The 21,875-nt window shown below is 53.7% G+C and carries 25 protein-coding genes; 15 read left to right on the top strand and 10 right to left on the bottom strand.

The annotated features are described in order from the left end of the window. The first annotated feature begins 8 nt into the window (after positions 1–8). From rlpA to lipA, 5 genes are all read left to right on the top strand, one after another. Positions 9–1,139 (top strand): endolytic peptidoglycan transglycosylase RlpA, encoded by a 1,131-nt coding sequence (rlpA, locus tag SD961_RS09360; protein WP_318790101.1) that lies wholly within the window; start codon positions 9–11, stop codon positions 1,137–1,139. A gap of 129 nt (positions 1,140–1,268) precedes the next feature. Then, positions 1,269–2,477 (top strand): D-alanyl-D-alanine carboxypeptidase DacA, encoded by a 1,209-nt coding sequence (gene dacA, locus SD961_RS09355; RefSeq protein ID WP_318790100.1) that lies wholly within the window; start codon positions 1,269–1,271, stop codon positions 2,475–2,477. A gap of 129 nt (positions 2,478–2,606) precedes the next feature. After that, positions 2,607–2,870 (top strand): DUF493 family protein YbeD, encoded by a 264-nt coding sequence (gene ybeD, locus SD961_RS09350; protein ID WP_013201269.1) that lies wholly within the window; start codon positions 2,607–2,609, stop codon positions 2,868–2,870. Positions 2,871–2,948: 78 nt separating this feature from the next. Next, entirely contained in the window at positions 2,949–3,608 is a 660-nt protein-coding gene (gene lipB, locus SD961_RS09345; protein WP_318790099.1) for a lipoyl(octanoyl) transferase LipB, read from the top strand. A gap of 159 nt (positions 3,609–3,767) precedes the next feature. Next, a complete protein-coding gene (lipA, locus tag SD961_RS09340) occupies positions 3,768–4,733 on the top strand; it encodes a lipoyl synthase (RefSeq protein WP_318790098.1) in 966 nt (321 codons plus the stop codon). A gap of 101 nt (positions 4,734–4,834) precedes the next feature. On the opposite strand, the gene tatE is transcribed toward lipA, so the two are convergent. From tatE to SD961_RS09310, 6 genes are all read right to left on the bottom strand, one after another. Further along, positions 4,835–5,041: a twin-arginine translocase subunit TatE gene (gene tatE / locus SD961_RS09335; RefSeq protein ID WP_318790097.1), complete on the bottom strand. Its 207-nt coding sequence runs from the start codon at positions 5,039–5,041 to the stop codon at positions 4,835–4,837. Positions 5,042–5,161: 120 nt separating this feature from the next. Then, positions 5,162–5,932, bottom strand: a complete 771-nt coding sequence (locus SD961_RS09330; RefSeq protein ID WP_318790096.1) for an amino acid ABC transporter ATP-binding protein — start codon at positions 5,930–5,932, stop codon at positions 5,162–5,164. Beyond that, positions 5,929–6,900: an amino acid ABC transporter permease gene (locus SD961_RS09325; RefSeq protein ID WP_318790095.1), complete on the bottom strand. Its 972-nt coding sequence runs from the start codon at positions 6,898–6,900 to the stop codon at positions 5,929–5,931. The genes SD961_RS09330 and SD961_RS09325 overlap by 4 nt, the downstream gene beginning before the upstream one ends. Next, a complete protein-coding gene (locus tag SD961_RS09320; RefSeq protein WP_318790094.1) occupies positions 6,897–7,784 on the bottom strand; it encodes an ABC transporter substrate-binding protein in 888 nt (295 codons plus the stop codon). Before SD961_RS09320 ends, SD961_RS09325 begins: the two co-directional genes overlap by 4 nt. Before the next feature lie 26 nt (positions 7,785–7,810). Next, positions 7,811–8,599: a deaminated glutathione amidase gene (locus SD961_RS09315; RefSeq protein WP_318790093.1), complete on the bottom strand. Its 789-nt coding sequence runs from the start codon at positions 8,597–8,599 to the stop codon at positions 7,811–7,813. Positions 8,600–8,601: 2 nt separating this feature from the next. Further along, on the bottom strand, positions 8,602–9,558 hold the full coding sequence (locus tag SD961_RS09310) for a nitrate ABC transporter substrate-binding protein (RefSeq protein WP_318790092.1): 957 nt from the start codon (positions 9,556–9,558) through the stop codon (positions 8,602–8,604). 136 nt (positions 9,559–9,694) lie between these two features. Between SD961_RS09310 and SD961_RS09305 the strand changes: the two genes are divergently transcribed. Next, the gene (locus tag SD961_RS09305) at positions 9,695–11,053 is read left to right on the top strand and encodes a PLP-dependent aminotransferase family protein (protein WP_318790091.1); all 1,359 of its coding nucleotides are present in this window, start codon (positions 9,695–9,697) and stop codon (positions 11,051–11,053) included. Here the strand turns inward: SD961_RS09305 and SD961_RS09300 are convergent. The 3 genes from SD961_RS09300 to pagP form a co-directional block, all read right to left on the bottom strand. After that, the gene (locus SD961_RS09300) at positions 11,034–11,462 is read right to left on the bottom strand and encodes a GNAT family N-acetyltransferase (RefSeq protein ID WP_318790090.1); all 429 of its coding nucleotides are present in this window, start codon (positions 11,460–11,462) and stop codon (positions 11,034–11,036) included. The genes SD961_RS09305 and SD961_RS09300 overlap by 20 nt on opposite strands. Positions 11,463–11,872: 410 nt before the next feature. Continuing rightward, on the bottom strand, positions 11,873–12,082 hold the full coding sequence (cspE, locus tag SD961_RS09295; protein WP_004156612.1) for a transcription antiterminator/RNA stability regulator CspE: 210 nt from the start codon (positions 12,080–12,082) through the stop codon (positions 11,873–11,875). 151 nt (positions 12,083–12,233) lie between these two features. Further along, positions 12,234–12,806, bottom strand: a complete 573-nt coding sequence (gene pagP / locus SD961_RS09290) for a lipid IV(A) palmitoyltransferase PagP (RefSeq protein ID WP_412916667.1) — start codon at positions 12,804–12,806, stop codon at positions 12,234–12,236. A 1,078-nt stretch (positions 12,807–13,884) separates the two neighbouring features. Here pagP and SD961_RS09285 point away from each other — a divergent pair. Beyond that, complete coding sequence (locus tag SD961_RS09285; protein WP_318790089.1) at positions 13,885–14,130, top strand: hypothetical protein; 246 nt, start codon at positions 13,885–13,887, stop codon at positions 14,128–14,130. A gap of 137 nt (positions 14,131–14,267) precedes the next feature. On the opposite strand, the gene SD961_RS09280 is transcribed toward SD961_RS09285, so the two are convergent. After that, positions 14,268–15,098, bottom strand: a complete 831-nt coding sequence (locus SD961_RS09280; RefSeq protein WP_318790088.1) for a hypothetical protein — start codon at positions 15,096–15,098, stop codon at positions 14,268–14,270. Positions 15,099–15,533: 435 nt separating this feature from the next. On the opposite strand from SD961_RS09280, the gene SD961_RS09275 reads away from it, so the two are divergent. The 8 genes from SD961_RS09275 (at position 15,534) to sctC (ending at position 21,872) form a co-directional block, all read left to right on the top strand. Next, positions 15,534–16,454, top strand: a complete 921-nt coding sequence (locus tag SD961_RS09275) for a sigma 54-interacting transcriptional regulator (protein ID WP_318790087.1) — start codon at positions 15,534–15,536, stop codon at positions 16,452–16,454. A gap of 211 nt (positions 16,455–16,665) precedes the next feature. After that, complete coding sequence (locus tag SD961_RS09270; RefSeq protein WP_318790086.1) at positions 16,666–17,037, top strand: EscI/YscI/HrpB family type III secretion system inner rod protein; 372 nt, start codon at positions 16,666–16,668, stop codon at positions 17,035–17,037. Between the two features lie 5 nt (positions 17,038–17,042). Further along, positions 17,043–17,828: a type III secretion system inner membrane ring lipoprotein SctJ gene (gene sctJ, locus SD961_RS09265; protein WP_318790085.1), complete on the top strand. Its 786-nt coding sequence runs from the start codon at positions 17,043–17,045 to the stop codon at positions 17,826–17,828. Positions 17,829–17,831: 3 nt separating this feature from the next. Next, positions 17,832–18,440 carry a hypothetical protein gene (locus SD961_RS09260; protein ID WP_318790084.1) on the top strand — a complete coding sequence of 203 codons (609 nt, stop codon included), beginning with the start codon at positions 17,832–17,834 and terminating at the stop codon, positions 18,438–18,440. Continuing rightward, the gene (gene sctL, locus SD961_RS09255) at positions 18,406–19,023 is read left to right on the top strand and encodes a type III secretion system stator protein SctL (RefSeq protein WP_318790083.1); all 618 of its coding nucleotides are present in this window, start codon (positions 18,406–18,408) and stop codon (positions 19,021–19,023) included. The genes SD961_RS09260 and sctL overlap by 35 nt, the downstream gene beginning before the upstream one ends. Before the next feature lie 105 nt (positions 19,024–19,128). Continuing rightward, a complete protein-coding gene (locus SD961_RS09250; protein ID WP_318790082.1) occupies positions 19,129–19,356 on the top strand; it encodes an HrpF protein in 228 nt (75 codons plus the stop codon). Then, positions 19,343–19,738 carry a type III secretion system chaperone gene (locus SD961_RS09245; RefSeq protein WP_318790081.1) on the top strand — a complete coding sequence of 132 codons (396 nt, stop codon included), beginning with the start codon at positions 19,343–19,345 and terminating at the stop codon, positions 19,736–19,738. The genes SD961_RS09250 and SD961_RS09245 overlap by 14 nt, the downstream gene beginning before the upstream one ends. A 70-nt stretch (positions 19,739–19,808) precedes the next feature. Beyond that, complete coding sequence (gene sctC / locus SD961_RS09240; RefSeq protein ID WP_412916672.1) at positions 19,809–21,872, top strand: type III secretion system outer membrane ring subunit SctC; 2,064 nt, start codon at positions 19,809–19,811, stop codon at positions 21,870–21,872. The last annotated feature ends 3 nt before the right edge of the window (positions 21,873–21,875 follow it).

Raw genomic sequence — 21,875 nt, 5'->3', positions numbered from 1 at the left:
GCGTAAACATGCGTAAGGATTGGCTTTGGATTGCTCTGGCATCGGCACTGCTGGCTGCCTGTACCACTACCGAACAACAGGCACCCGTGCCACAGCAACCGGCCTATAATGGCCCGGTGGTGGAGATTGGTGGCGTGGAGCCGCGTTATGAGCCACAGAATCCCGGCACCAGCCAGGACTATACGGTGAACGGCAAGACTTACCGTATCATTAAAGATCCGGCTAATTTTAGCGAAACCGGGCTGGCAAGCTGGTATGGAGAAGAAGCGGGCAGCAATCGCACGGCGACTGGCGAACAGTATGACCCTGACGCGCTGACGGCCGCGCACCCCACCCTGCCATTGCCCGCTTACGTGCGCGTCACCAACCTCGCCAATGGTCGGCAAATTGTGGTGCGGGTAAATGATCGTGGTCCTTACACGCCGGGACGCATTATCGATCTCTCCCGCGCGGCAGGCGACCGCCTGAATATCTCCAATAATACCCGGGTGAAAGTGGACTATATCAAGGTCGCGCCGGATGGCTCTCTCTCTGGCCCCGGCACAATTGGCACGACGGTGGCGAAACAGAGTTACGCCCTGCCGCCTCGCCCTGATATTGGGGGCGGCATGACCATAATGGGTGATGGTGCCGCTAACAGCGCCCCTGCTGAACCGGTTGCCAGCCAGCCGGCAGAGACCCATGCAATTGATAATGCCACCCTGAACAGCGATGGTCTGGGCGCGCCTGTGCGCAGCAGCGGCTTTTTAGGTGCCGCTCAGCCACTTCGCTCCGGCGTGCTGGAAGGCAGTGAACCTGCCGTGCCCGTAGCAGCAGCGGCGGCGGCATCCACCGCCAGCAGCCCGCCTTCTGCAGTTGCCGCTGCCCCCGCTTCTGCGGCTGCAAACGGCTCTTCCACTACAGCCGGAACCTATGTGGTTCAGGTTGGCGCGCTGAGCGATCCGGTTCGCGCCAAGCAATGGATGAATACGCTAAGCAAGCAGTTTGGCGTGCCGGGCACGGTTGCAAGTAGCGGGAACGTGTATCGGGTTCAGCTTGGCCGTTTCACCTCTCGTCAGCAGGCTGCTGCCCTACAGCAACGTCTGACCAGTGAAGCGCAGCAATCCTCTTTTATCACGGTCGCACCTGACAAAATGTAATACTGTTCCGGCATGCGTTGCCCGTAAATCCTGTGAATTTTCGCAGGTAAAGACGGATGCCGGGCAGGACTGCTTTTGCTATAGTGAGTCACTTTTTTAACTTAGCCGATGGATGTTGTAGTCCTTAACATGAACAATCTGACCTCTCCCCTGATCAAACGCCTGACGGCAGGTACGCTGATTGCCCTCAGTCTGACCGCCTTCGCCCACGCCGACGACGTGAATATTAAAACGATGATCCCAGGCGTGCCGGATATTGATGCAGAAGCGTACGTGCTCATCGATGCTAATTCAGGCAAAGTGCTGGCAGAAAAAAATGCGGATGCCCGTCGCGATCCTGCCAGCCTGACAAAAATGATGACCAGCTATGTCATTGGACAGGCGGTGAAAGCTGGAAAAATCAAGCAGGATGATGTGGTAACCGTGGGCAAAGATGCCTGGGCTACCGGCAACCCGGTGTTTAAGGGTTCTTCTCTGATGTTCCTGAAGCCTGGCGATCGTGTTCCTGTTTCTGAACTGACGCGCGGTATCGTGCTGCAATCTGGCAACGACGCCTGTGTGGCCATGGCCGATTATGTTGCTGGCAGCCAGGACGCGTTTGTTGGTCTGATGAACAACTATGTCAAAGCGCTGGGCCTGCAAAATACCCATTTCCAGACCGTGCATGGCCTGGACGCGGAGGGACAGTACAGCTCCGCGCGTGATATGGCGCTGATTGGCCGCGCGCTGGTCCGCGATGTGCCGGACGAATACGCCGTTTATAAAGAGAAAGAGTTCACCTTTAACAATATTCGTCAGATGAACCGTAACGGCCTGTTGTGGGATACCAGCCTGCACGTTGATGGCATTAAAACCGGTCATACTGAAGCCGCAGGCTACAACCTGGTCGCTTCCGCAACCGAAGGCCAGATGCGTTTGATCTCCGCCGTAATGGGTGGGCACACCTATAAAGGTCGCGAAACCGAAAGTAAAAAACTGCTGACCTGGGGCTTCCGTTTCTTTGAAACCGTCGCACCACTGAAAGCGGGTAAAGAGTTCGCTTCTGAGCCGGTCTGGTTTGGTAACAACGATCGCGTCCAGTTGGGCGTGGAAAAAGACGTTTATCTGACCATTCCCCGTGGCCGTATGAAAGATCTGAAGGCGAGCTACACGCTGAGCAATACAGAACTGCATGCGCCGCTGGCGAAAAACCAGGTAGTAGGAACCATTAATTTCCAGCTTGATGGCAAGACCATTGAACAGCATCCGCTGGTAGTGCTGAACGAAATGCCAGAGGGCGGTTTCTTTGGCCGCATCGTCGACTACATTAAGCTGATGTTCCATCACTGGTTTGGCTAAGTTTCACTGGCTCTTAAGCCCTGGGTTCTGAACTGCCTCTTGATTTCGGCATGAATGCACCCCATATTTGAGGTATCACCAGACTCCCGCAGCGTCGGGAGTCTTTGTTTTAGCGTTACCGGAGCCATTATGAAAACCAATCTTAAAGAACTGCTGGAATTTCCAACCCCCTTTACCTACAAAGTAATGGGTCTGGCGCAGCCGGAGCTGGTTGATCAGGTAGTTGAAGTGGTTCAGCGCCATGCGCCGGGCGACTACTCTCCGGACGTCAAGCCAAGCAGCAAAGGCAATTACCATTCTGTCTCCATCACCATTACCGCGACCCACATTGAACAAGTGGAAACGCTCTATGATGAGCTGGGCAAAATCGAAATTGTCCGTATGGTTCTGTAGCCTTAACTGACAAAGAGCGTGGGTTTGCTCTTTGTCAGCGTTATACTCCCCTTTCTGTTTCCAACCGGACGACGCGTTTTGTCTCAGAACACCTTAATTATCCGCCAGCTGGGTTTACAGCCCTGGGCACCCATCTCTCAGGCTATGCATGACTTCACTGACCAGCGCGGAGAAACCTCTGCTGACGAAATCTGGCTGGTGGAACATCTGCCGGTATTTACTCAGGGTCAGGCCGGGAAAGCGGAACATTTGCTGGGGCCGGGGGAGATCCCGGTGATGCAGAGCGACCGGGGCGGACAGGTAACCTATCATGGTCCGGGTCAGCAGGTGATGTACGTTCTGATAAATCTCAAACGCCGGAAAATTGGGGTTCGGCAGTTGGTCACTGCCCTTGAAGAGACGGTTATCGCCACGCTGGGACACTTTGGTATTCAGGCTGCGGCAAAAGCCGATGCGCCGGGCGTCTATGTGCAGGATAAAAAGATCTGTTCACTGGGACTGCGCATCCGTAACGGCTGCTCTTTTCATGGTCTGGCTCTGAATGTCGATATGGATCTGACCCCGTTTTTACGTATCAATCCCTGTGGCTATGCCGGTATGGAGATGACGCAGCTCAGCGCGCTGAAGCCGGGCGTTACGCTTGCCGATGTCCAGCCGCAGCTGATCGGCCATTTTGCCAGAATATTGGGCATTACCGCAGTAAGCTGGGAAACGGCAGAAGCCCTGGCGGAAAAGTAACCTTGCGTGCGGATTTACAATTCCGTCACATTTTATCGCCCTGGCTGGCTGAAACTGCGTCGTCAGGATGATATAATTTTTGCGCTTTTATCAGAAAAGTTGAAAACAAGCACAACTCCTTGAGTTTTATGCGCTCGCCAACCTGGAACTTGCAAGATTATGAGTAAACCCATTCAGATGGAACGCGGTGTTAAATACCGTGACGCAGACAAAATGGCCCTGATCCCGGTAAAAACCGTGGTGACCGAGCGCACGGAGATTTTACGTAAGCCAGAGTGGATGAAAATCAAACTCCCTGCGGATTCCAGCCGCATTCAGGGTATTAAAGCCGCCATGCGTAAAAATGGCCTGCACTCCGTCTGTGAAGAGGCTTCCTGCCCTAACCTTGCAGAATGTTTTAACCACGGCACCGCGACCTTTATGATCCTTGGGGCTATCTGCACCCGTCGCTGTCCTTTCTGCGATGTGGCGCACGGTCGTCCGGTAGCGCCAGATGGTAATGAGCCGCTTAAGCTGGCTCAGACTATCGCCGATATGGCCCTGCGCTATGTGGTGATCACTTCCGTTGACCGTGATGATTTGCGCGACGGGGGAGCTCAGCACTTTGCAGACTGCATCACCGCCATCCGTGAAAAAAGCCCCACCATCAAAATTGAGACGCTGGTTCCCGATTTCCGTGGTCGTATGGATCGCGCGCTGGAGATCCTCAACGCTACGCCGCCGGATGTCTTCAACCATAATCTGGAGAACGTGCCGCGTGTCTACCGTCAGGTTCGCCCTGGCGCCAACTATGAGTGGTCATTAAAACTGCTGGAACGCTTTAAAGAAGCGCACCCGGAAGTGCCGACGAAATCGGGTCTGATGGTAGGGTTAGGTGAAACTAACGCTGAAATCGTGGAAGTGATGCGCGATCTGCGCCGCCACGGCGTGACCATGCTGACGCTGGGCCAGTATTTGCAGCCAAGCCGCCATCACCTTCCGGTGCAACGCTACGTCAGCCCGGCAGAATTTGATGAGATGAAAGAAGCGGCGATGGATATGGGCTTCACCCATGCGGCCTGCGGCCCGTTTGTCCGTTCTTCCTATCATGCAGACATGCAGGCAAAAGGACTGGAAGTGAAATAGTGCCGCTGGAGCGCTAACGCCGGTCACACTCCTTTACACTTTTCATTACAAACAAAAAACGGATGACCAGGTCATCCGTTTTTTTATTCACCTGCTGGCAATTACTCTTTATGAACGACCTGCGCGGCAGGTGTTTCTTCAGCAACCGGTGCTTTTTTGGCGGCAGTGTCGTCGTCACTCATAGCCTTTTTAAAGCCTTTGATCGCCGATCCCAGATCGCCACCGAGAGAACGTAACTTATTGGTTCCGAACAGCAATACGATCAGAGCACCAATAATCAGCAGTTTTGCAATACTGATACCTTCCATACTTACCTTCTTATTTAACCTGACCAGAAACAGGGTCAATGACGTAATGAATATTAACGCGCAGATTGCGGATGTTTACAACCGCAATCTGTAACAGAGTACGCTCAGGCCGGGTTAATATCAGATAAAGCGGCTCAGAAAAGCCTGGAAACGAGGGTGCTGAGGGTTTACCAGCACCTCATCCGGCGGCCCCTGCTCTACCACCACACCCCCATCCATAAAGACCACGCGGTCAGCGGCCTCACGGGCAAAGCCTATTTCATGCGTCACCACCACCATGGTTAACCCCTGATCCGCCAGCGTGCGCATCGTTGCCAACACTTCGCCCACCAGCTCTGGATCCAGCGCTGAGGTTGGCTCATCAAACAGCATCAGCCGGGGACGAATAGCAAGTGCGCGCGCAATAGCAACACGCTGCTGCTGCCCGCCGGAAAGATGGCGAGGCCAGGCATCCGCTTTGTCGCTAAGCCCTACCGTTGCCAGCAGCTCCGTGGCGTGGCGCGTAGCCGCTTCACGCGACTCTTTATGTACCCCAATCGGCGCTTCAATAATGTTTTGCAGCACGGTCATATGGGGGTAGAGGTTGAACTGCTGAAATACCATGCCGATTTCCTGGCGCTGGCGGGCTATTTTACGTGCCGACAGGCGCTGCAAAAGTCCCCTTTTCAGCTCGTAGCCAATCTGCTGCTCGCCCACCATGATGGAACCCGCATTCATATCTTCCAGATGGTTAATGCAGCGCAGAAAGGTTGATTTACCCGAGCCGGAAGGGCCAAGGATCACCACTACCTCACCCGGCATCACATCAAGATCGATCCCCTTCAATACTTCATTATCGCCGTAACTCTTCTGCACGTTACGTGCCCGAACCAGAGGCTGAACACTACTCATAGATCCTCCTTACGAACCAGCGGGCGATTAATTATTGGCGTCGTTTTACTGTCGGGCGGCGCGCGGCGCCTGGCAACAGTGACGGTTCGCCGCACGCCGCGTGAGTAGTAACGTTCTATAGCAGACTGCCCTACATTGAGAATAGAGGTGATAAACAGATACCAGATTACCGCCACCATCAGCATGGGGATCACCTCAAAAGTGCGGTTATAGATGGACTGCACCGAGTAGAGCAGATCGCCCATGGCGATAACACTTACCAGCGAGGTCGCTTTGATCATGCTGATAAGCTGATTACCCGTCGGCGGAATAATTGAACGCATCGCCTGTGGAATAATGATGCGGCGCAGCGCACGGGCGCGGCTCATGCCGAAGGCCTGAGTCGTCTCCACCTGGCCGCTATCTACCGATTGCAATCCGGCGCGGATAATCTCCGCCATATAGGCCGCTTCATTCAGCGCCAGCCCGGCAATAGCGGCCGTTAATGGCGTGATCAGATCATTAGTATTCCAGCTGGCGAAGAGCGGGCCACCGAACGGGATGCCAAGCGTGATGTTGGGAAACAACGTAGACATGTTGTACCAAAAAATCAGCTGTACCAGCAGCGGCGTGCCGCGGAAAAACCAGATATAGAGACCCGAAAGCCCCCGCAATAAACGATTATCTGACAGACGAGCCACGGCCAGCAGCAATCCCAAAAGCGTGCCGAGGATCATCGAGACTACCGTCAGACCGAGCGTGACCTGCAACCCCTTCAGCACCGATCCTTCCGTAAACCATTCCAGCACCACATGCCACTCAAAATTGGGATTGGTGGCCACCAGCCAGCTCAGGTTGGCGGCAATCACCAGTACCACAATCCATGAAACCAGGCGTCCATAACGCGGTGCGCTGCGGGCAGAAGCCACGTCACGCTGCTGCACCTCTGCCCTCTCCCTGGCTCGTGAATCAGTGGTACTTTTTGTCATTTCGCTGCCCCTTTCGCCAGATTAACCCCCGGCTCCGCGATTTTATTGCCGTCCAGCTTCCATTTCTTCATGATGGCGGCGTAAGTGCCGTTAGCGAACAGCTCCTTATAGCCATCCAGCACCACTTTACCCAGCTCTGAATCCTTGGGTACCACGGTTCCCTGGAAGATATCGCCAAAACCGTTTTTCTTGCCCAGGCCAGTCAGTTCAAGCTGGCCGTGAGACTGATCGACAAAATAAACCAGCGGTGCCTGTGAAGAGAAGAAAGCGTCCGAGCGTTTGGAGCGCACCGCCAGAATTGATGAGGGCTGGTCGGTGAACGACTGCACGGTGACCGCCGGTTTTCCGGCATCGGTACAGGCTTGAGACTGTTTGCGGATCACCTGTTCAGCAGAGCCGGCGGCCATAACGGCAATACGCTTGCCACAGGTATCATCCAGTCCGTTTATGTTGGAGGGATTGCCTTTCTGCACGGCAAACACCACAAACTCCTGCACGAAATCGATAAAGTCATTTTTCGCCTGCCGATCCGGGTAATCCCCTATCGGACCAATCGCCAGCTGATAGCGGCCAGATTTAATGCCGGCCAGCACGCCGGAAAGGCCGCTCACCGTGGCATGCTCAATTTTAATCCCTAACAGCTGCGCCAGCGCCCCGGTCAAATCGGCAGACGCCCCGCTCATAGAGGTTGGCCCTTCTACAATCTCATAAGGTGGGAAAGAGCCGTTATTAACGGAGGTCATTTTCCCCGCAGATTTAATCTCCGCTGGCAAACGGTCATGCAGGGCCTGATTAACTTTCTGCACGGGAATGGCGTCTGCAGCCTGGGCCAGTCCGGTAGTCACGCCCAGAACCAGTGCAATGGCGGTGGCGATTTTTTTCATTATCATCTTCCCCGATGTTGTCATTATTATTTCAGTTCAGGACGTGCAAAACGGCGATTTTCCAGTACCGGCAGAACGTTTCGCGCATGGGCAATCCGGGCCGGGTCCAACTCAGCAAAGAGCAACGCCGGGGCTTCAGCCGCTTTGGCAATGGCCACGCCAAGCGGATCGACCACCATGCTGTTGCCGATATTGCGTGGACCGCATTCGCCTACTGCCACCAGATAACAGGTATTTTCCAGCGCACGGGCGGTGACCAGCACTTCCCAGTGCATCTCTTTCAGCGGGCCTTTGACCCAGGCAGCAGGCAATACCAGCAGATCGGCACCGTCCAGCACCAGGCGCCTGGCCTGCTCAGGAAAACGCACGTCGTAACAGGTCATCAGGCCAACTTTCATCCCGGCGACCTCAACCAGTGGCGGAACGTCATTGCCCGGCGTGACGTTGCGTGATTCCTGCATCGCAAAGGCATCATAAAGATGCAGTTTGTCGTAGCGGGCCACTATTTCCCCGTTGCGAATGGCGATAAGCACATTCAGCGCCCGGCCATCTTCGGTGGGAACATGTACGGTCATCATGGTGGTTAAATTATTCCCACGGCTGGCGGCATAGACCTCCGTCAGGAAAGGGCCATCCAGCGGCTGGGCGGCTTTCAGCACCAGATCCGGATCGGCGATATCACGTGCCAGCACTCCTTCCGGCAGCACCAGTAAATCCGCGCCGCCCGCTAAAGCCTGAGCCATCAGGCCGGTACAGGTAACGGCATTTTCCTGCCACTCGCGGCTCACCGCGAACTGTCCTAATGCAACTTTCATCGTTATGCTCCTTTCTTCACGGCCGGAAACAGATCCTCAGGCGTGAGACATTGAGAAGTAATACCCTGCGCAAAAAGTTCTTTACCAAAATCGGCAATCATCTTCTTGTTAGCGTCAAAACCGTTTGCATTCCAGTCCGCGGGTAAATCCTGCGCGGTACGTCGCAAATCATCCAGCAGCCAGGGTGTGGTGTCGGCATATTTCTCGCGTTTGTCATTCCACATTTTTGCCGACTGCTCAATCAGCTCGCTAAGCTGCTGTGGAAGTTCCGGGTGTGCTTCTGTAAAGGAAGATTTGAACGCCAGCAGGTGGTGGCCGGGGATATAGCCCACGCGGTTGAAGTACTCCAGCTCAGCCTGACGGAAATCGGTTTGCAACTGACGCAGACCAGACCCCTTAAGGAAAAAGCCCTGAGGCATAAAGGGAGTGAAAACCGCGTCCAGTTCACCCGCACGCAACAGGTCAATCAGGGGGTGTTCTCCCGGCGCGGCTTCAATACGGCCAGGGCGACCAAACCCACTCAGACGATCCACAATTGGATGATCGGCAGTCAGCCGTCCGGCATACCAGTACGCATCATCAACATTGACCCCAGCTTCACGGAGCAGCGCGCGTGTCCAGGTATTGCCGGAGTCCTGCCAGCCCGTCACCCCCACTTTTTTTCCCTTCAGCTGGTCCAGCGTAACGATCGGGTTATCTTCGCTGGTGATAATGCAGCGCTGGCGGAACCCACGCATCAGGAAATGAGGCAGCGCCAGCAGAGCCGTTTCTCCTTTCGCCCGGCCCTGCGCATAGCGGCTGAATGAGATCTCGGCTGCGTCATAGTCGCTGCTTGCGGCCAGGTCGACCAGTGTGCCTACGCGATCAATCTCCAGGGCAAACCCCTGCGGTTTGATATCGCCAAGTGCCAGCGGCGTGAAGTAATCCCAGTCTCGTACAGCCAGTCTGATGGTGATCATTCTTCTCTCTCTTTGCCCGGAACTGCGCGCCGGAACGGGGCGCATAAAATGTATGCAAAACCTGCTTGAATTCGATACTAGATCGATAATAATAGCTGTACAATAATTTCTTTGTTACTGAACAAATGGATTTCTTATGACCTCGACGCTGGATCTGCAGTGGTTTGCTGAACGTCTGACTGACGCCTCTGTAAAAGGTATTGCAGGCGTGACTGCAGGATTGATCCGTGAAGGGCAGATCCCTGTCGGGACGCATCTCCCTTCAGTACGTGATTTGGCAGAAGCTTTAGGGATCAGCCCGGCAACGGTATCAGCCGCCTGGGGACAGCTGAAAAAGCAAAAAGTGATCGCCGGGAAAGGCCGCAGCGGCGTTTGGGTTTGTGGCGACAACGTTACGCCCAGACCGGTCCGTTTCGAGAAGATCGGTAACTATGGCGATAATATCCGTGCCGATTTAGCTATGGCCTCTCCCGATCCTGCTCTGCTGCCGGATCTGCATCAGGCGATGCAGCAAGGGGTGCAGTGCCCGCAGCTCAACAGCTATCAGCGCGACCCGATATCGCAACCTCTGCTGGAGGCGGTAAAGCCAGGCTGGCCCTACTCTGCTGAAGCCTGGCTCGCTACGGATGGGGGTTTTGATGCGATGAACTGCATTATGCAGACGCTGTTTTCGCCCGGAGAGAAGGTCATTATTGAGGATCCCACCGCTACCCGTTTGCTGGATATGCTGGATAACGTGGGAGCCGAGATTATGCCGCTGGCCTGCGATGAGCAGGGGCCGCTGCCCGGGGCGCTCGAACTGCTACTGAACAAAGGCGCCACGGCGCTGATTTATCAGCCATCGACGCATTCCGCTACTGGCCATAACGTGAGTAAAGCCCGCAGTGAAGAGCTGGCCAAAGTGCTGACCGGCAGACGGACGCTGATTGTGGAAGATGATGGGATTGGCGAACTTTCAGCGCACCCGGTCTGGAGTCTGGGACGCTATTTCCCCGAGCGTACGCTCCATGTGCACTCCTACTCTAAAGCCTACGGCCCCGATCTCAGGCTTGCAGTCCTGTCGGGGCCTCTGCCGCTGATCAAGCGCATACAATCCTGGCGCAATTTTGGTGCCAGCTGGACAAGTCGTATCCTGCAGCAGGCCGTAGCCTGGATGCTGACCGATCCCGCAACCCAGCAGCAGATTCAGCAGGCGAAGCGTGTCTATGCCCAACGCCGTCGTCTGCTGCTGGATGCACTTGCCAAACGTGGGCTGTTGCTCTCTGAGCGCGACGGGCTGAGCATTTACATCCCGGTGGTATCAGAACAATTTGCGATGATTACCCTGGCAGCAAGAGGAATTGCCGTCCTGCCGGGAGAACGTTGCCGCAGCGGTGGGGGGCAATTTATCCGGGTGAGTATCGCCATGCTCGCCAGTGAACAGGTTGAGAGCATTGCCGAAGCGCTGCTATTAGCCTGCGGACACGAGGCGCGGTCTACGCTCTCAGATCTTTAATGATGTAGCGGGGTGATTCGCTGTAGCCTTCACGGGCATAGAAGGCGTTGGCTTTAATGCGGTGCTCATGGCAGTGCACTTCCATTCTGTCGCAGCCGCGCTGCTTAGCCAGGTTTTCAGCATGCTTTAAAAGCTGTTGCCCTGCCCCTTTGCTTCGCTCTCCTTCTGCTATGCAGAAGTAGCTGACGCGTGCAAAATCCCCCGCCAGCGCCAGTTGCGGAATAAAGTGTAAAGAGAGGAAACCCAGCACTGTGTTGCCGTGAACGGCCACCAGCAGCTCTTCAGTCTGATCATCCATCAGCTGAGCCAGTCGGCGTTCGATAAAGGTTTGAGTATTATCATACCCCAGCTCCGTTAACAGGGCGCTCAGGGCAAAACTGTCTTCCGCTTCCGCAAGTCGGATCTTCATCACGCATTCTCCAGATGAGCCAGCCACGCCGGGGCTCTTTCGCCTATCTATATAGCTTGCGTGGCAGGATTAGCAAGTGTTTAAGTACAGGATAGTGTGACAATGATGAGTGAAAACGCGGCGTTCCGCGGTGGAGCGTTATTAACGCCTGCTGTCACTGCATTAATGTTTCCTTAATAATATTTCGCCACACTCTTTGGTTAACTGAGCCAATGAGATAACGTCATGCATCTGATACCGAAAACAGTGAGTGAAGCTTTAGCCGTAACGATCAGTCTGCTGGCTGTGACGCTTTGGTTAACGCAGTTTTTTTGCCACTAACTGACGGCCACTTCTCCGGAAGCGGGCGGGCGGAAAAAGGCAAAAAAAAACCCGCCATTCGGCGGGTTTTTAGAATTCTGTCTGATAACTTAAATAGCGGCAACGTTAGCAGCAGATGGGCCTTTGGCGCCGTTGGTGATTTCGAACTCTACGCGCTGACCTTCAGCCAGAGTTTTGAAACCGTTGCTCTGGATGGCAGAGAAGTGTACGAATACATCTTTGCTACCATCTTCAGGAGTAATGAAACCGAATCCCTTGGACTCATTAAACCACTTAACGCTACCTTTAATCTTAGACATCTATATTACCTTTACATGAAAAATGGACACTAAACTGTGTCGGCAGTTAGTACAGCAATTGCCGAGGCTTTTGTCCAGTAGCGTCTGTCGAAAAAGTGATAAATATCGACTTTTTTGCCGATACGCTACTATTTTACCGTCTTTCCCGCAGCTAAAACTGCCAGCGAAACCAGGCAAAATAGACGTTGCCGTTGTTGTAAGTCCCTGGAATATAAGTCATCTGGAACGTCGCCTTGCGATAACCGATTGATGCAAGGGGCAGGAGTACAGGCACCGGGATATACTTCCAGTTATTACGTGCCGTTACCCCCGCCGTATAGCCCAGGCCAAGGCGAAAATCCGGGTCACTGAGCGGTCGCCAGCTCTTTTCCCAGCCATATCCGCCGATGGGTTCCCACTTATTATAAGAGTCCTTAAAGGCCATCAAATAGAGACCGTTCCAGTTTCCTTTCTCATCATAATGCGAAATGCCACCGCCTGCTCCCCAGGGACGCTCGTTGTATTTGTCCGTTTTCTTGCTGTCATAGGTCAGCCGGTTGTGCCAGGTAATTGCCGGTACGTAAAGATCGTAGCTCTCCGGATTATGCCAGGTCTCGCTGACGTTATCGCTAAAGGCCTGCCAGGTATTTGCAACTGCTGTGGCAACAGTTACCGCCTGGGCGCTGTTGGCAAAACCACAGCTGGCAAAGGTAAGAAACAGAAGAGAATATTGGATGAATTTCACAGGATATCTACCGTTCTACAAAGTGTTAGAAAGACGTTGTTTAACAGCAAGAAGTCCTTTCGTAGCGTTGTTACGTCGTTAAAGGAGATATTTTACGCTGGTGGATTAAACGTATCCTGAATGGCGCGTAAAAAAGCAGTTTAGCAACAAGATGAAGCAGCAGGAGACAGGGTTAATGATGGCCTGCCTTAATTATTCTTTATTTCATTTCCCCGGCAAAATACCTGAGTCTCAGCAGAGACTACACCGATTTACCGCATAAAATAGTGTCATTTTTAGTTAAGTCATAAGAAAAATCTCTAATCGTCGTCGTACTAACAAACCCGCTTATTACCTAATGCTATCCTTTGAAATCAGCTTGTTGCAGGTGAATATCACGCAAATTTATTAATTAATAGAATTTATCATTGAGGGCGATATTTTTGATAAAATCTCAGGAAACTTGTCACAGGGAGGTATTAAGCATGAGGTTTTGTTGCTGCCAATGCGGATCGCATAAAATTATCTTTACCACAAAAGGCGATCGCTTTGGTGAACATCATGGTGCACGCTGCGCAACCTGCAACAATCCTCTCTCTGTGAGAGATCTGTTTTTTATTACGCATGCCGCTATGAAGAATAAGGTGACAGTACAAAAAATAAGCCTGCCACCTGAAGGTAAATCAGAACAGAACTTTAAAGACGCCGGTGAGAGTCAGTAAGCCTACGATAAAGATAATTGCAATAATCCAGAGAATAATTTTCATTCCATTTCCTTAAGCCACAATAAAAAACGACATAGTGGCCCCAGTATAGAAGAAGAATGTTTATTATGCTTAACCCGTTGAAAATCATCCCTCACTGAACACAGCCGCTCCGTGCCTGTAATTTATTCTAAAAATTCTCTATTTTTCAGTAAGTTAAATCCATTTACCCTGAAAGCGTATGGTGCTGATTTTTTCGCGACAGGGGTCACGATCTGCACTTTCTTTACAGACAATTCTTAGATAGATCCACCCGGACTGGCTAGACTAAGGGGTGTCATTTGCTATGGACTCACTTGCTATGACGTATCCATGACGGTTAACAAGGAGATCTTATGAGCACTATTAACAGCAGTCTGGGTCGCTACAGCCTGAAAGCAAACTATACCGGCGACCACATTAAAGGTTCCATTGCCATTAACGATGAGGGTGGGTCGCAGCTAACCCTTCAGGAATTTAATGAGCATTATCTCGACGACGTGGTAAACAATGTGATTTACCCCGTCACTGGCGGTAACCGGATTATCGCCAGTGCCTTCAGAGAGGAGATGGTAAAAGCCGGTTTTGTTCAACCTCATTAACGCTTTGCGTGTCGGGCCCTCAGGGGCCCTTTTATCCCGCTCTCTCTGCTGGCAGGAGGCGATTAAAAGTGCTGCCTCTTCCTGATGAAAAATCCGGCAGGTCGCTCTGGATTAAGAGACCGCCGCCGGAGAAAAACTTATTTACTGCTCTCATTACCGCTTTGCGCGCCTGCGCCACCGCTACCCTGTATAGCAGAGAGGATCGCCCCCAGACCCAGCATCTGTAACGCACTGCCTAACTTACCAACCAGACCATCCTGACCGCCCTGGCCTTCACCGCTGCTGCTCTGCGCAGCAGGCGTGCCGCTTCCGCTACCAGTGCCAGAGCCTGAGCCGCTCGCCGAATCTGAACTCTCAGCCGACTGCCCCAGCATTTTCTTAATCATATCCATTATCTGGGTCATGATATCGCCGCTGCCGGCAGTGCCTTCAGAGCCGCTGGTCCCACTGCCGCTCTCTTTGCCAGCGCTCTCTCCCTTGTCAGTGCCGTCAGTCTGCCCCAACATTTTCTTAATCATCTCCATGAGCTGGGTCAGCATATCGCTGTTGCCAGAGGCTTCCTGAGTGTTGTTACTGCCACTTCCGCTGGCCGCATCCGTACCGCTTTTACTGCCCTCCTCACCGCCTTTGCTTTTCAGCAACTGCACGATGGCATTCAACAGTTGGGTAATGCTGTTCAGGGTGCTGTTTTGATCGCTGCTTACCCCCTGACCGCCTTCGCTACCGTTACTGGATTTTGCCTGCTGCAGAAGCGAGCTTCCTCCCTGGTTGCCAAACTCGATGCCATGATCAACAGTTTTGCTGAGCACACCGTTGCCGAAATTTAACGCGCCGTTAGATCCATTTTTCCCGGCCTGGCTGCTCCCGCCGTCAAACTTTTGCGCTACATCGGTAAATTTCGAGCCAATACCCTCCAGGCCTCCGCCCAATGCGCCATTGGCACCGCCACCTATTTTCATGCCACTCATGGAAACCTCCAGTGATTGAAATGCATATTTTTATGAGCCAGCCCTGGCTAACGACTAACCAGACAAAAGGGCTTGTTCTCATCAGATAGGTGGGGAGAGCGCGCTCCGGGTTCCATTGCGGCGTAATAAAGCCTGATTTCATGTAATTAAATTTACGAATACTTAACGTTTAGCAATCGAAATAATGATCATATTTACATTGGCTTACCTGCAAAAACGACGATTTATGTAGGGATTTCCCTACCTTGCACCACGGAGATCCCCACAACAACTTCAGAGGAAACTGATAGCCGCCGCATACCAGGCTAGTAAATAGTGAATGAAATTGAAGGTTCACAGCTGGTCAGGCCGACAGCAGCCAGGCTCTTTTTTGTCTCTAATTTCGCATCAGAAAAATGGTGTAAAAATTCCTCTAAGGGAAGACAGGAGAAAAATATGCTAACGGGTAGTGAAACAAGCGTGAAAAGTGAACTGGTAAGCGGAGATATTCATGCAAAACTGCATCCGATGGTCAATACGCTGGCCCCGCTTAAGGTCGATCTGCTGCTGGAAGGGGAAACGGGCACCGGCAAGGACACGCTGACGCGCAGAATCTATCAACTTTCCGGCGCGAAGGGGCCGCTGGTGCCGGTAAACTGTGCCGCCATTCCGGAGAACCTTGCCGAAAGCGAGCTTTTTGGCGTAATGGCCGGTGCCTACACTGGCGCAAGCCACTCGCGCGCCGGATACATTGAAACATCAGATAAGGGCATTCTGTTCCTGGATGAGATTGACAGTATGCCGCTCATTCTGCAGGCAAAACTGCTTCGTGTTTTGGAAACCCGCTCTATCCATCGGTTAGGCTCCACGCAGCCTGTTCCACTGGATTTACGCGTTATTGCCGCTTCACAAACGCCGCTGGCGGAGCTGGTTGAACAGGGGCGGTTCCGCCGGGATCTCTATTTTCGTCTCTCCACGATCAAGATCGAAACGCCTACGGTTCGATCCCATGCTGAGCTGATTATTCCCCTGTTCCGGCGTTTTACTCAGGAAGCGGCAATGCGCCTGCAACAGGCTATTCCGGCACGCTCTCTGGCGCTGGATGAGGCGCTGTTAATGCACAGCTGGCCGGGGAATATCCGTGAGCTGAAAGCAGCAGCTGAACGTCATGTTCTGCGGATGCCACCGTTATGCCACATCTCCTCTGGAGAGGGAGAGGCCACGCTGCTGAAAGACAGGTTACGCCGGATTGAACGCAGCCTGATCAAAGATTGTTTACACCGCCACGGACACAAAATTGATGATGTCGTGCATGAGTTAGGGATCCCTCGCCGGACCTTATATCACCGCATTAAGTTACTGAATATTGTCGCCTGATACCGCTGGCCCTTGGCCAGGATAAAAATAAAATAGTTTGGAACCCTTTGAATTTCTTTCCCACTTAACCTGTGAATGCGCTGGCGTCATCTCCCTTCTGAGGAGAGAAAAATAGACAGCATGATGGCTACCAGCGCAAATACAGGGCTGCGCTCTCTGCAAAAGAGACTGCGATATTCCCATTCCTCCCCTATCAGCAGAGCCAAAAACCATGAAAATAGCCTCCTCACAATCAGGGTTAGCACAAAACGACTTTGCTGAGAACTCAGCGCTGCCACAGCCCGAGCAGACCGATATCGACTTTTTCTCTGCGCAGCTGAAAGAAGAACCCCAGGTGGAAAAAATCGCCGCCCCTTCAGGGGTAACAAACTTATTTAACGGCCTGGCTAACTCGATGCAAAACAGTGAGCAGCACCGAAAAGAGACCGTTAAAGATTTGCAAACTGCGGCTCGCTCCAACAATCTGGCCGACTTCAGCCAGGCCAGCTCCGCGCTATCTGATTACTACATTGAAAATCTTATGAATGCCAAAATTGTCTCTAAAGGCGTGCAGAGCATTGATAAACTGACCAACCTACAGTAGCCACTATGATGAAAACCCTTCTACTGAAATGGTTGCCGCTCCTCTCTCTGATGCTGCTGCTGGCAGGCTGCGGTGACAAAACCGTGCTGTTCAGCGGTCTGGCTGAAAATGACGCCAACGACATAGTTGCCGAACTGAACCAGCATCAGATTGCGGCACAAAAACTGATTGAGAAAAGCGGCATTTCCGTCTCGGTGGATACGGAAAATATTGAGCGAAGCGTAAAAATTCTCGATTCTGCCGGACTGCCGCGCAAAGCGCGTACCAACCTGGGTGAAGTCTTCCAGAAGAGCGGCGTTATCTCCAGTCCCATGGAAGAGCGTGCCCGCTATATTTATGCTCTTTCGCAGGAGGTGGAATCGACGCTGGCGCAGATTGATGGCGTTGTGGTCGCCCGTGTCCATGTGGTGTTGCCTGAGCGGCTGGCGCCCGGCGAGCCGGTGCAGCCCGCTTCGGCATCGGTATTTATCAAATATCACAGCAATCTCGATCCCGACAGTATTGAACCCCGTATCCGGCAAATGGTGGCCACCAGCATTCCCGGCCTGGCCGGGAAAACCAGTAAGGATCTGGCGATTGTATTTGTCCCGGCGCAGACCTATGAAGACCGCATTGAAGTGGTACAGATGGGGCCGTTCCAGTTAACGCCGGATGAATATTCGACGGTGAAGTGGGTCTTCTCATTATTCGCCATCCTGCTGATGATCGGCTTTGCCATCATGTTCCTGAAACCCGGCAATAAGCTGAAGGTGGGCAAAGCGAAAGATGCCGCCGCCACAGTTGGCAAGTAAAGGATGAGCTGGAGCGAGGAACAGGCCGATCGCTGGCTCGAGTGGTGGCAAGTGGGATACTGGCAGCAGGCAGAGAGCAGCTGGCAGGAGAACAGTTTCTTCACCCTGCCCGTTGAGCAGCAACAGAGTCTCGCGCGGCAGTATCCGCAGGCGGTAGCCGCAGCTTTTGGCATCAGCCCTGATCTGCCACCGGAGCCTGAGCCGCGGCTGCTTGCTTTTATCGATTTACCTGCCGATGCGCGAACCAGGCTGCTTGCGCTGCTTGCCGGGAGTTGTGCGCCGCAGGCCGCGCCGGATACGCTCTCCGCCACCAGCCTTATCTGGTGTCGACGGCTGGCAAAAGCGCTGCGCTGTGAGAGTTGGTTGAGCGCTGACTGTTTTCTTCCCTGGACTACCGGCAGTCTGCTGTTGCTGCGCGGTCTCTCAGCGGCAAGCTGGCCCCGTCTGCGGCTGCTTTTTCCGCAGGAATGGGTAAAACAGGTTGATGAGTACCCCGCTGTCACTCTGCCCTTCTCCCGCCTGACTGCGCTGTGGGATGCAGCAATCTGGCAAATTCAGCAACCGGAGAATCCAACACATGTGGATCCGCAAGAAAATAACCCTGCTGAGTGATCCGCAGCTGGCACAAAGCACGGTGCTGACGCGTGAGGCGATAGCGGAACATCAGCAGGCGCTGACGGTGGTGCAGCTTGCTGAAAGGCAGGCACAACGGCGTCTGGAAGAGGCTGAACGCGAGGCGGGCCTGCTGCTTGCAGAGGCGCAACGGCGCATTGAAGAGGAGTTAAAAACTCAGGCAGAGCAGCAGCAGCACGATTTTTATCAACAGGCGCAGCAGCTGTTTGAGCAGTGGCAGGAGCAAGAACAGCAGTGGCAGCAGGCACTGATCCCCCGTGCAGAAGCGCTGCTGAGCCAGGCCATGAGCCAGCTTCTTGATCAACAGCCGGAGGCGGCCCGCCTTCAGGCGATGCTCGCGCAATTGCTTAAAGCCCAGGGAAGGCAGGCAGCAGCCATGCTGATCTGTGCTCCCGCTCACCAGGCCGCTGTTGAAGCCTGGCTTGCCGGGCGTCCACAGCTGCTATGGGAGATCAGTGCTGACGCTGCGCTGGCCTCTGACCAGCTAATTCTTACCACTGAGAAAGGAGAGCTTCACCTCAGTTGGTCACACATTCGGGATACGCTGTTACCCACGCAATAACTCCCTCTTCCGGCACCTTTCCTCGCTGTTAACATTTTTTCCGTTTACGGGAACCGGCCCTCGTTTCGCTCCACTCAACTCCAGACCCCCACAGGAGACACAACGATGAGCAATAACGATGCAATCCAACGTCGCTTAAGTAATCAGTTGACCCATGCCCGCAATGATATGTATCAGTTTGCGCAGGAAAGCCAGAATCAAACATTAAACGTGGGCGATATCTATGCCTTTCAGAATGAAATGATGCAGGTTTCCAGCGCCAACTGGGCAAGTTCGCAGTATACCCAGTTCAAGCATGGCATCCGCAAGGCAATCATTGATGCCATCAACTGATGTCGCCGCACTGATTGAGCAACAGCTGGATCAGGGCAGCGGCGAGCTGGCGCTGTGGATTGACGAGATGCCTGTCAGACTACAGCGCCAACCCGGCGGCTGGTTTTACATTATTGAAATGGCTCTGCCGGTAGTGCCTGGCGGGCAGGTACTGGAACTTGCGCTGCGCCTTACCGCCTCTGGGCTGGCCCATTTTGACCAGCAGAGCGCCGCGCTCTGCTTTAATCCACAGAACGAGACGTTAAATCTGATTTTCCGCCTGAAGAACGATCGGACTGATTATGCCGTCTCTCAACTGGAAAGCCTCTGCAACCAGTGTGAAGTCTGGCAGGAAACTCTGCAAAGTATGTTAACGCAGCAACGCGTTAAGATGCCCGTATAACAAGGAGAGAAGCGTGCACAAAACGCTGACTGCTTTACGACCATTTCGCCCGCTTTTACTGGCAGTGGCGATGGGATTATCTGTTTCACACAGCTATGCCAACACCCCTGATGAATGGAAAGATGGCGCATACGCCTACTCTGCCGATAACACGCCGCTCAGCGTAATTCTGCAGGATTTTGCCAGCAGCCACGGTGTGGATACCAACGTTACCGGCCTGCCGGATACCTTTATTACTGCCCGTCTCCGCTCCGATTCTGCGGAAGCCTTTCTCAACCGTCTGGCGCTGGAGTATCGCTTTCAATGGTTCGTTTACAACAACACCCTCTACGTCAGCCCGCAATCTGAACAGACCTCCCGCCGCCTGAAGATCAGCGCCGATGCCGCACCGGATCTCAAACAGGCGCTTGAGGGCGTGGGGCTGCTGGAACCGCGTTTCGGCTGGGGCGAGCTGCCGGACGAAGGGGTGGTGCTGGTCTCGGGGCCGCCGAAATATGTCGATCTGATTGCTGACTTCAGTAAAAAATCGGAACCAGAAGAGCCGAAAGAAGATAAACAGATGATGGCCTTCCCGCTGAAATATGCTGACGTTGCGGATCGCACAATAAAATTCCGCGACCAGACGCTGGTGGTGCCGGGCGTGGCTACCATGCTGAACGAACTGCTGGGCCAGAATTCAGGCGGATCAGCAAGCGGTATGACGCTGAGCAAAAATAGCCAGGATGAAGGCGACAGCACTTCTCAGGCGATGCAGAGTGAAAGTCGCAGCCTGCTTAACCAGATGATAGGCCGCAATACCCGGCTTGGCCGTAACAGGGATGAAGCGCGGTCTGAAGGCAGAGAGCTACAGGGTAAAGTTTCTGCCGACGTGCGTAACAACACCCTGCTGGTACGCGACAACAAGAAATTGCGCAGCGAGTATCAGCAGCTGGTGCAGATGATCGACGTCCCGCAGAAGCTGGTTGAGATAGACGCGGTGATCATCGATATCGATCGTAACGAGCTGGCGCGCCTCTCTTCTAACTGGTCAGGTCGCTTTGGCAACGTCACGGGCGGCAGCTCGATGCTGGGCGGCACCAGTACACTTTTTGTCACCGATTTTAATCGTTTCTTCGCCGACATTGAGGCGCTGGAAGGAGAAGGTACGGCGTCAATTATCGCTAATCCCTCGGTGCTGACGCTGGAAAACCAGCCGGCGGTGATCGACTTCAGCAGCACCGCGTTTATCACCGCTATCGGTGAGCGCGTAGCGGATATTCGCGAAATCACGGCGGGCACCAGCCTGCGCGTTACCCCGCGATCTATCGGCGATACGCCAGGCAAGGCGTCGGTCCAGCTGGTGGTGGATGTGGAGGATGGCAAGCTGAATAAAAACACCGACGGCAGCGCGCAGGGGACGGAAAACGGCGTGATAAGCACGCAGGCGCTGGTGCAGGAGAAGCGTTCGCTGGTGATGGGTGGCTTTCACACCAAGCAGAGCGGTGATGATGAAGAGCGGATACCCATTTTGGGAAAAATCCCCTTTATCGGCAAGTTGTTCACCTCGAACAACCGTACCGCGTCACAGCGTGAGCGACTGTTTATCATCACGCCGCATCTGATTGGTGACCAGGTTGATCCTTCCCGCTATGTCGATGCAGAAAATCGTGACCAGGTGAACGACACGCTGCGTGATATCAGCCGTCGTCATCAGTTTGGTGATATGAAGCGCACCATTGAGGGCGCAATGCAGGACCTGGCAGAAGGCCGTGTACCAGGCGGACTTCAGGCCAGCCAGAACGGACTGACGCTCAGCTCGCTCTGTAATGTCCCGCTCACCTTCCGCAGCAGCGCCAGACATCAGTGGTACGGCAACGGATCTATGCAGATCGCCGTCGGCGTGCTCACTAACACCAGCGCTAAAGAGGCGCGTTTTGATGAAGCGGCCTGCCGTAACGATCGTACGCTGGCCGTCTCAGCCTGGCCGCATACCTCTCTTAAACCCGGTGAGTCGACCGAGGTTTACGTTGCTTACGATACGCAGATCCCGGCCCGGCCTTCACGCGTTTCGCTGTTGAAATCGCAGGATGGCTATCTGCCGGCGGCATCAGGGGTGTCGGGCAGCGGATCGTCCACCCGCCTGCTTTCGCGCTGATAA

The sequence above is a fragment of the Erwinia sp. MMLR14_017 genome (assembly GCF_033657285.1).
Classification (GTDB): Bacteria; Pseudomonadota; Gammaproteobacteria; order Enterobacterales; family Enterobacteriaceae; genus Erwinia.
Note: the sequence above shows the minus strand (reverse complement) of the source record. Positions and strands in the feature narration are given on the sequence as shown.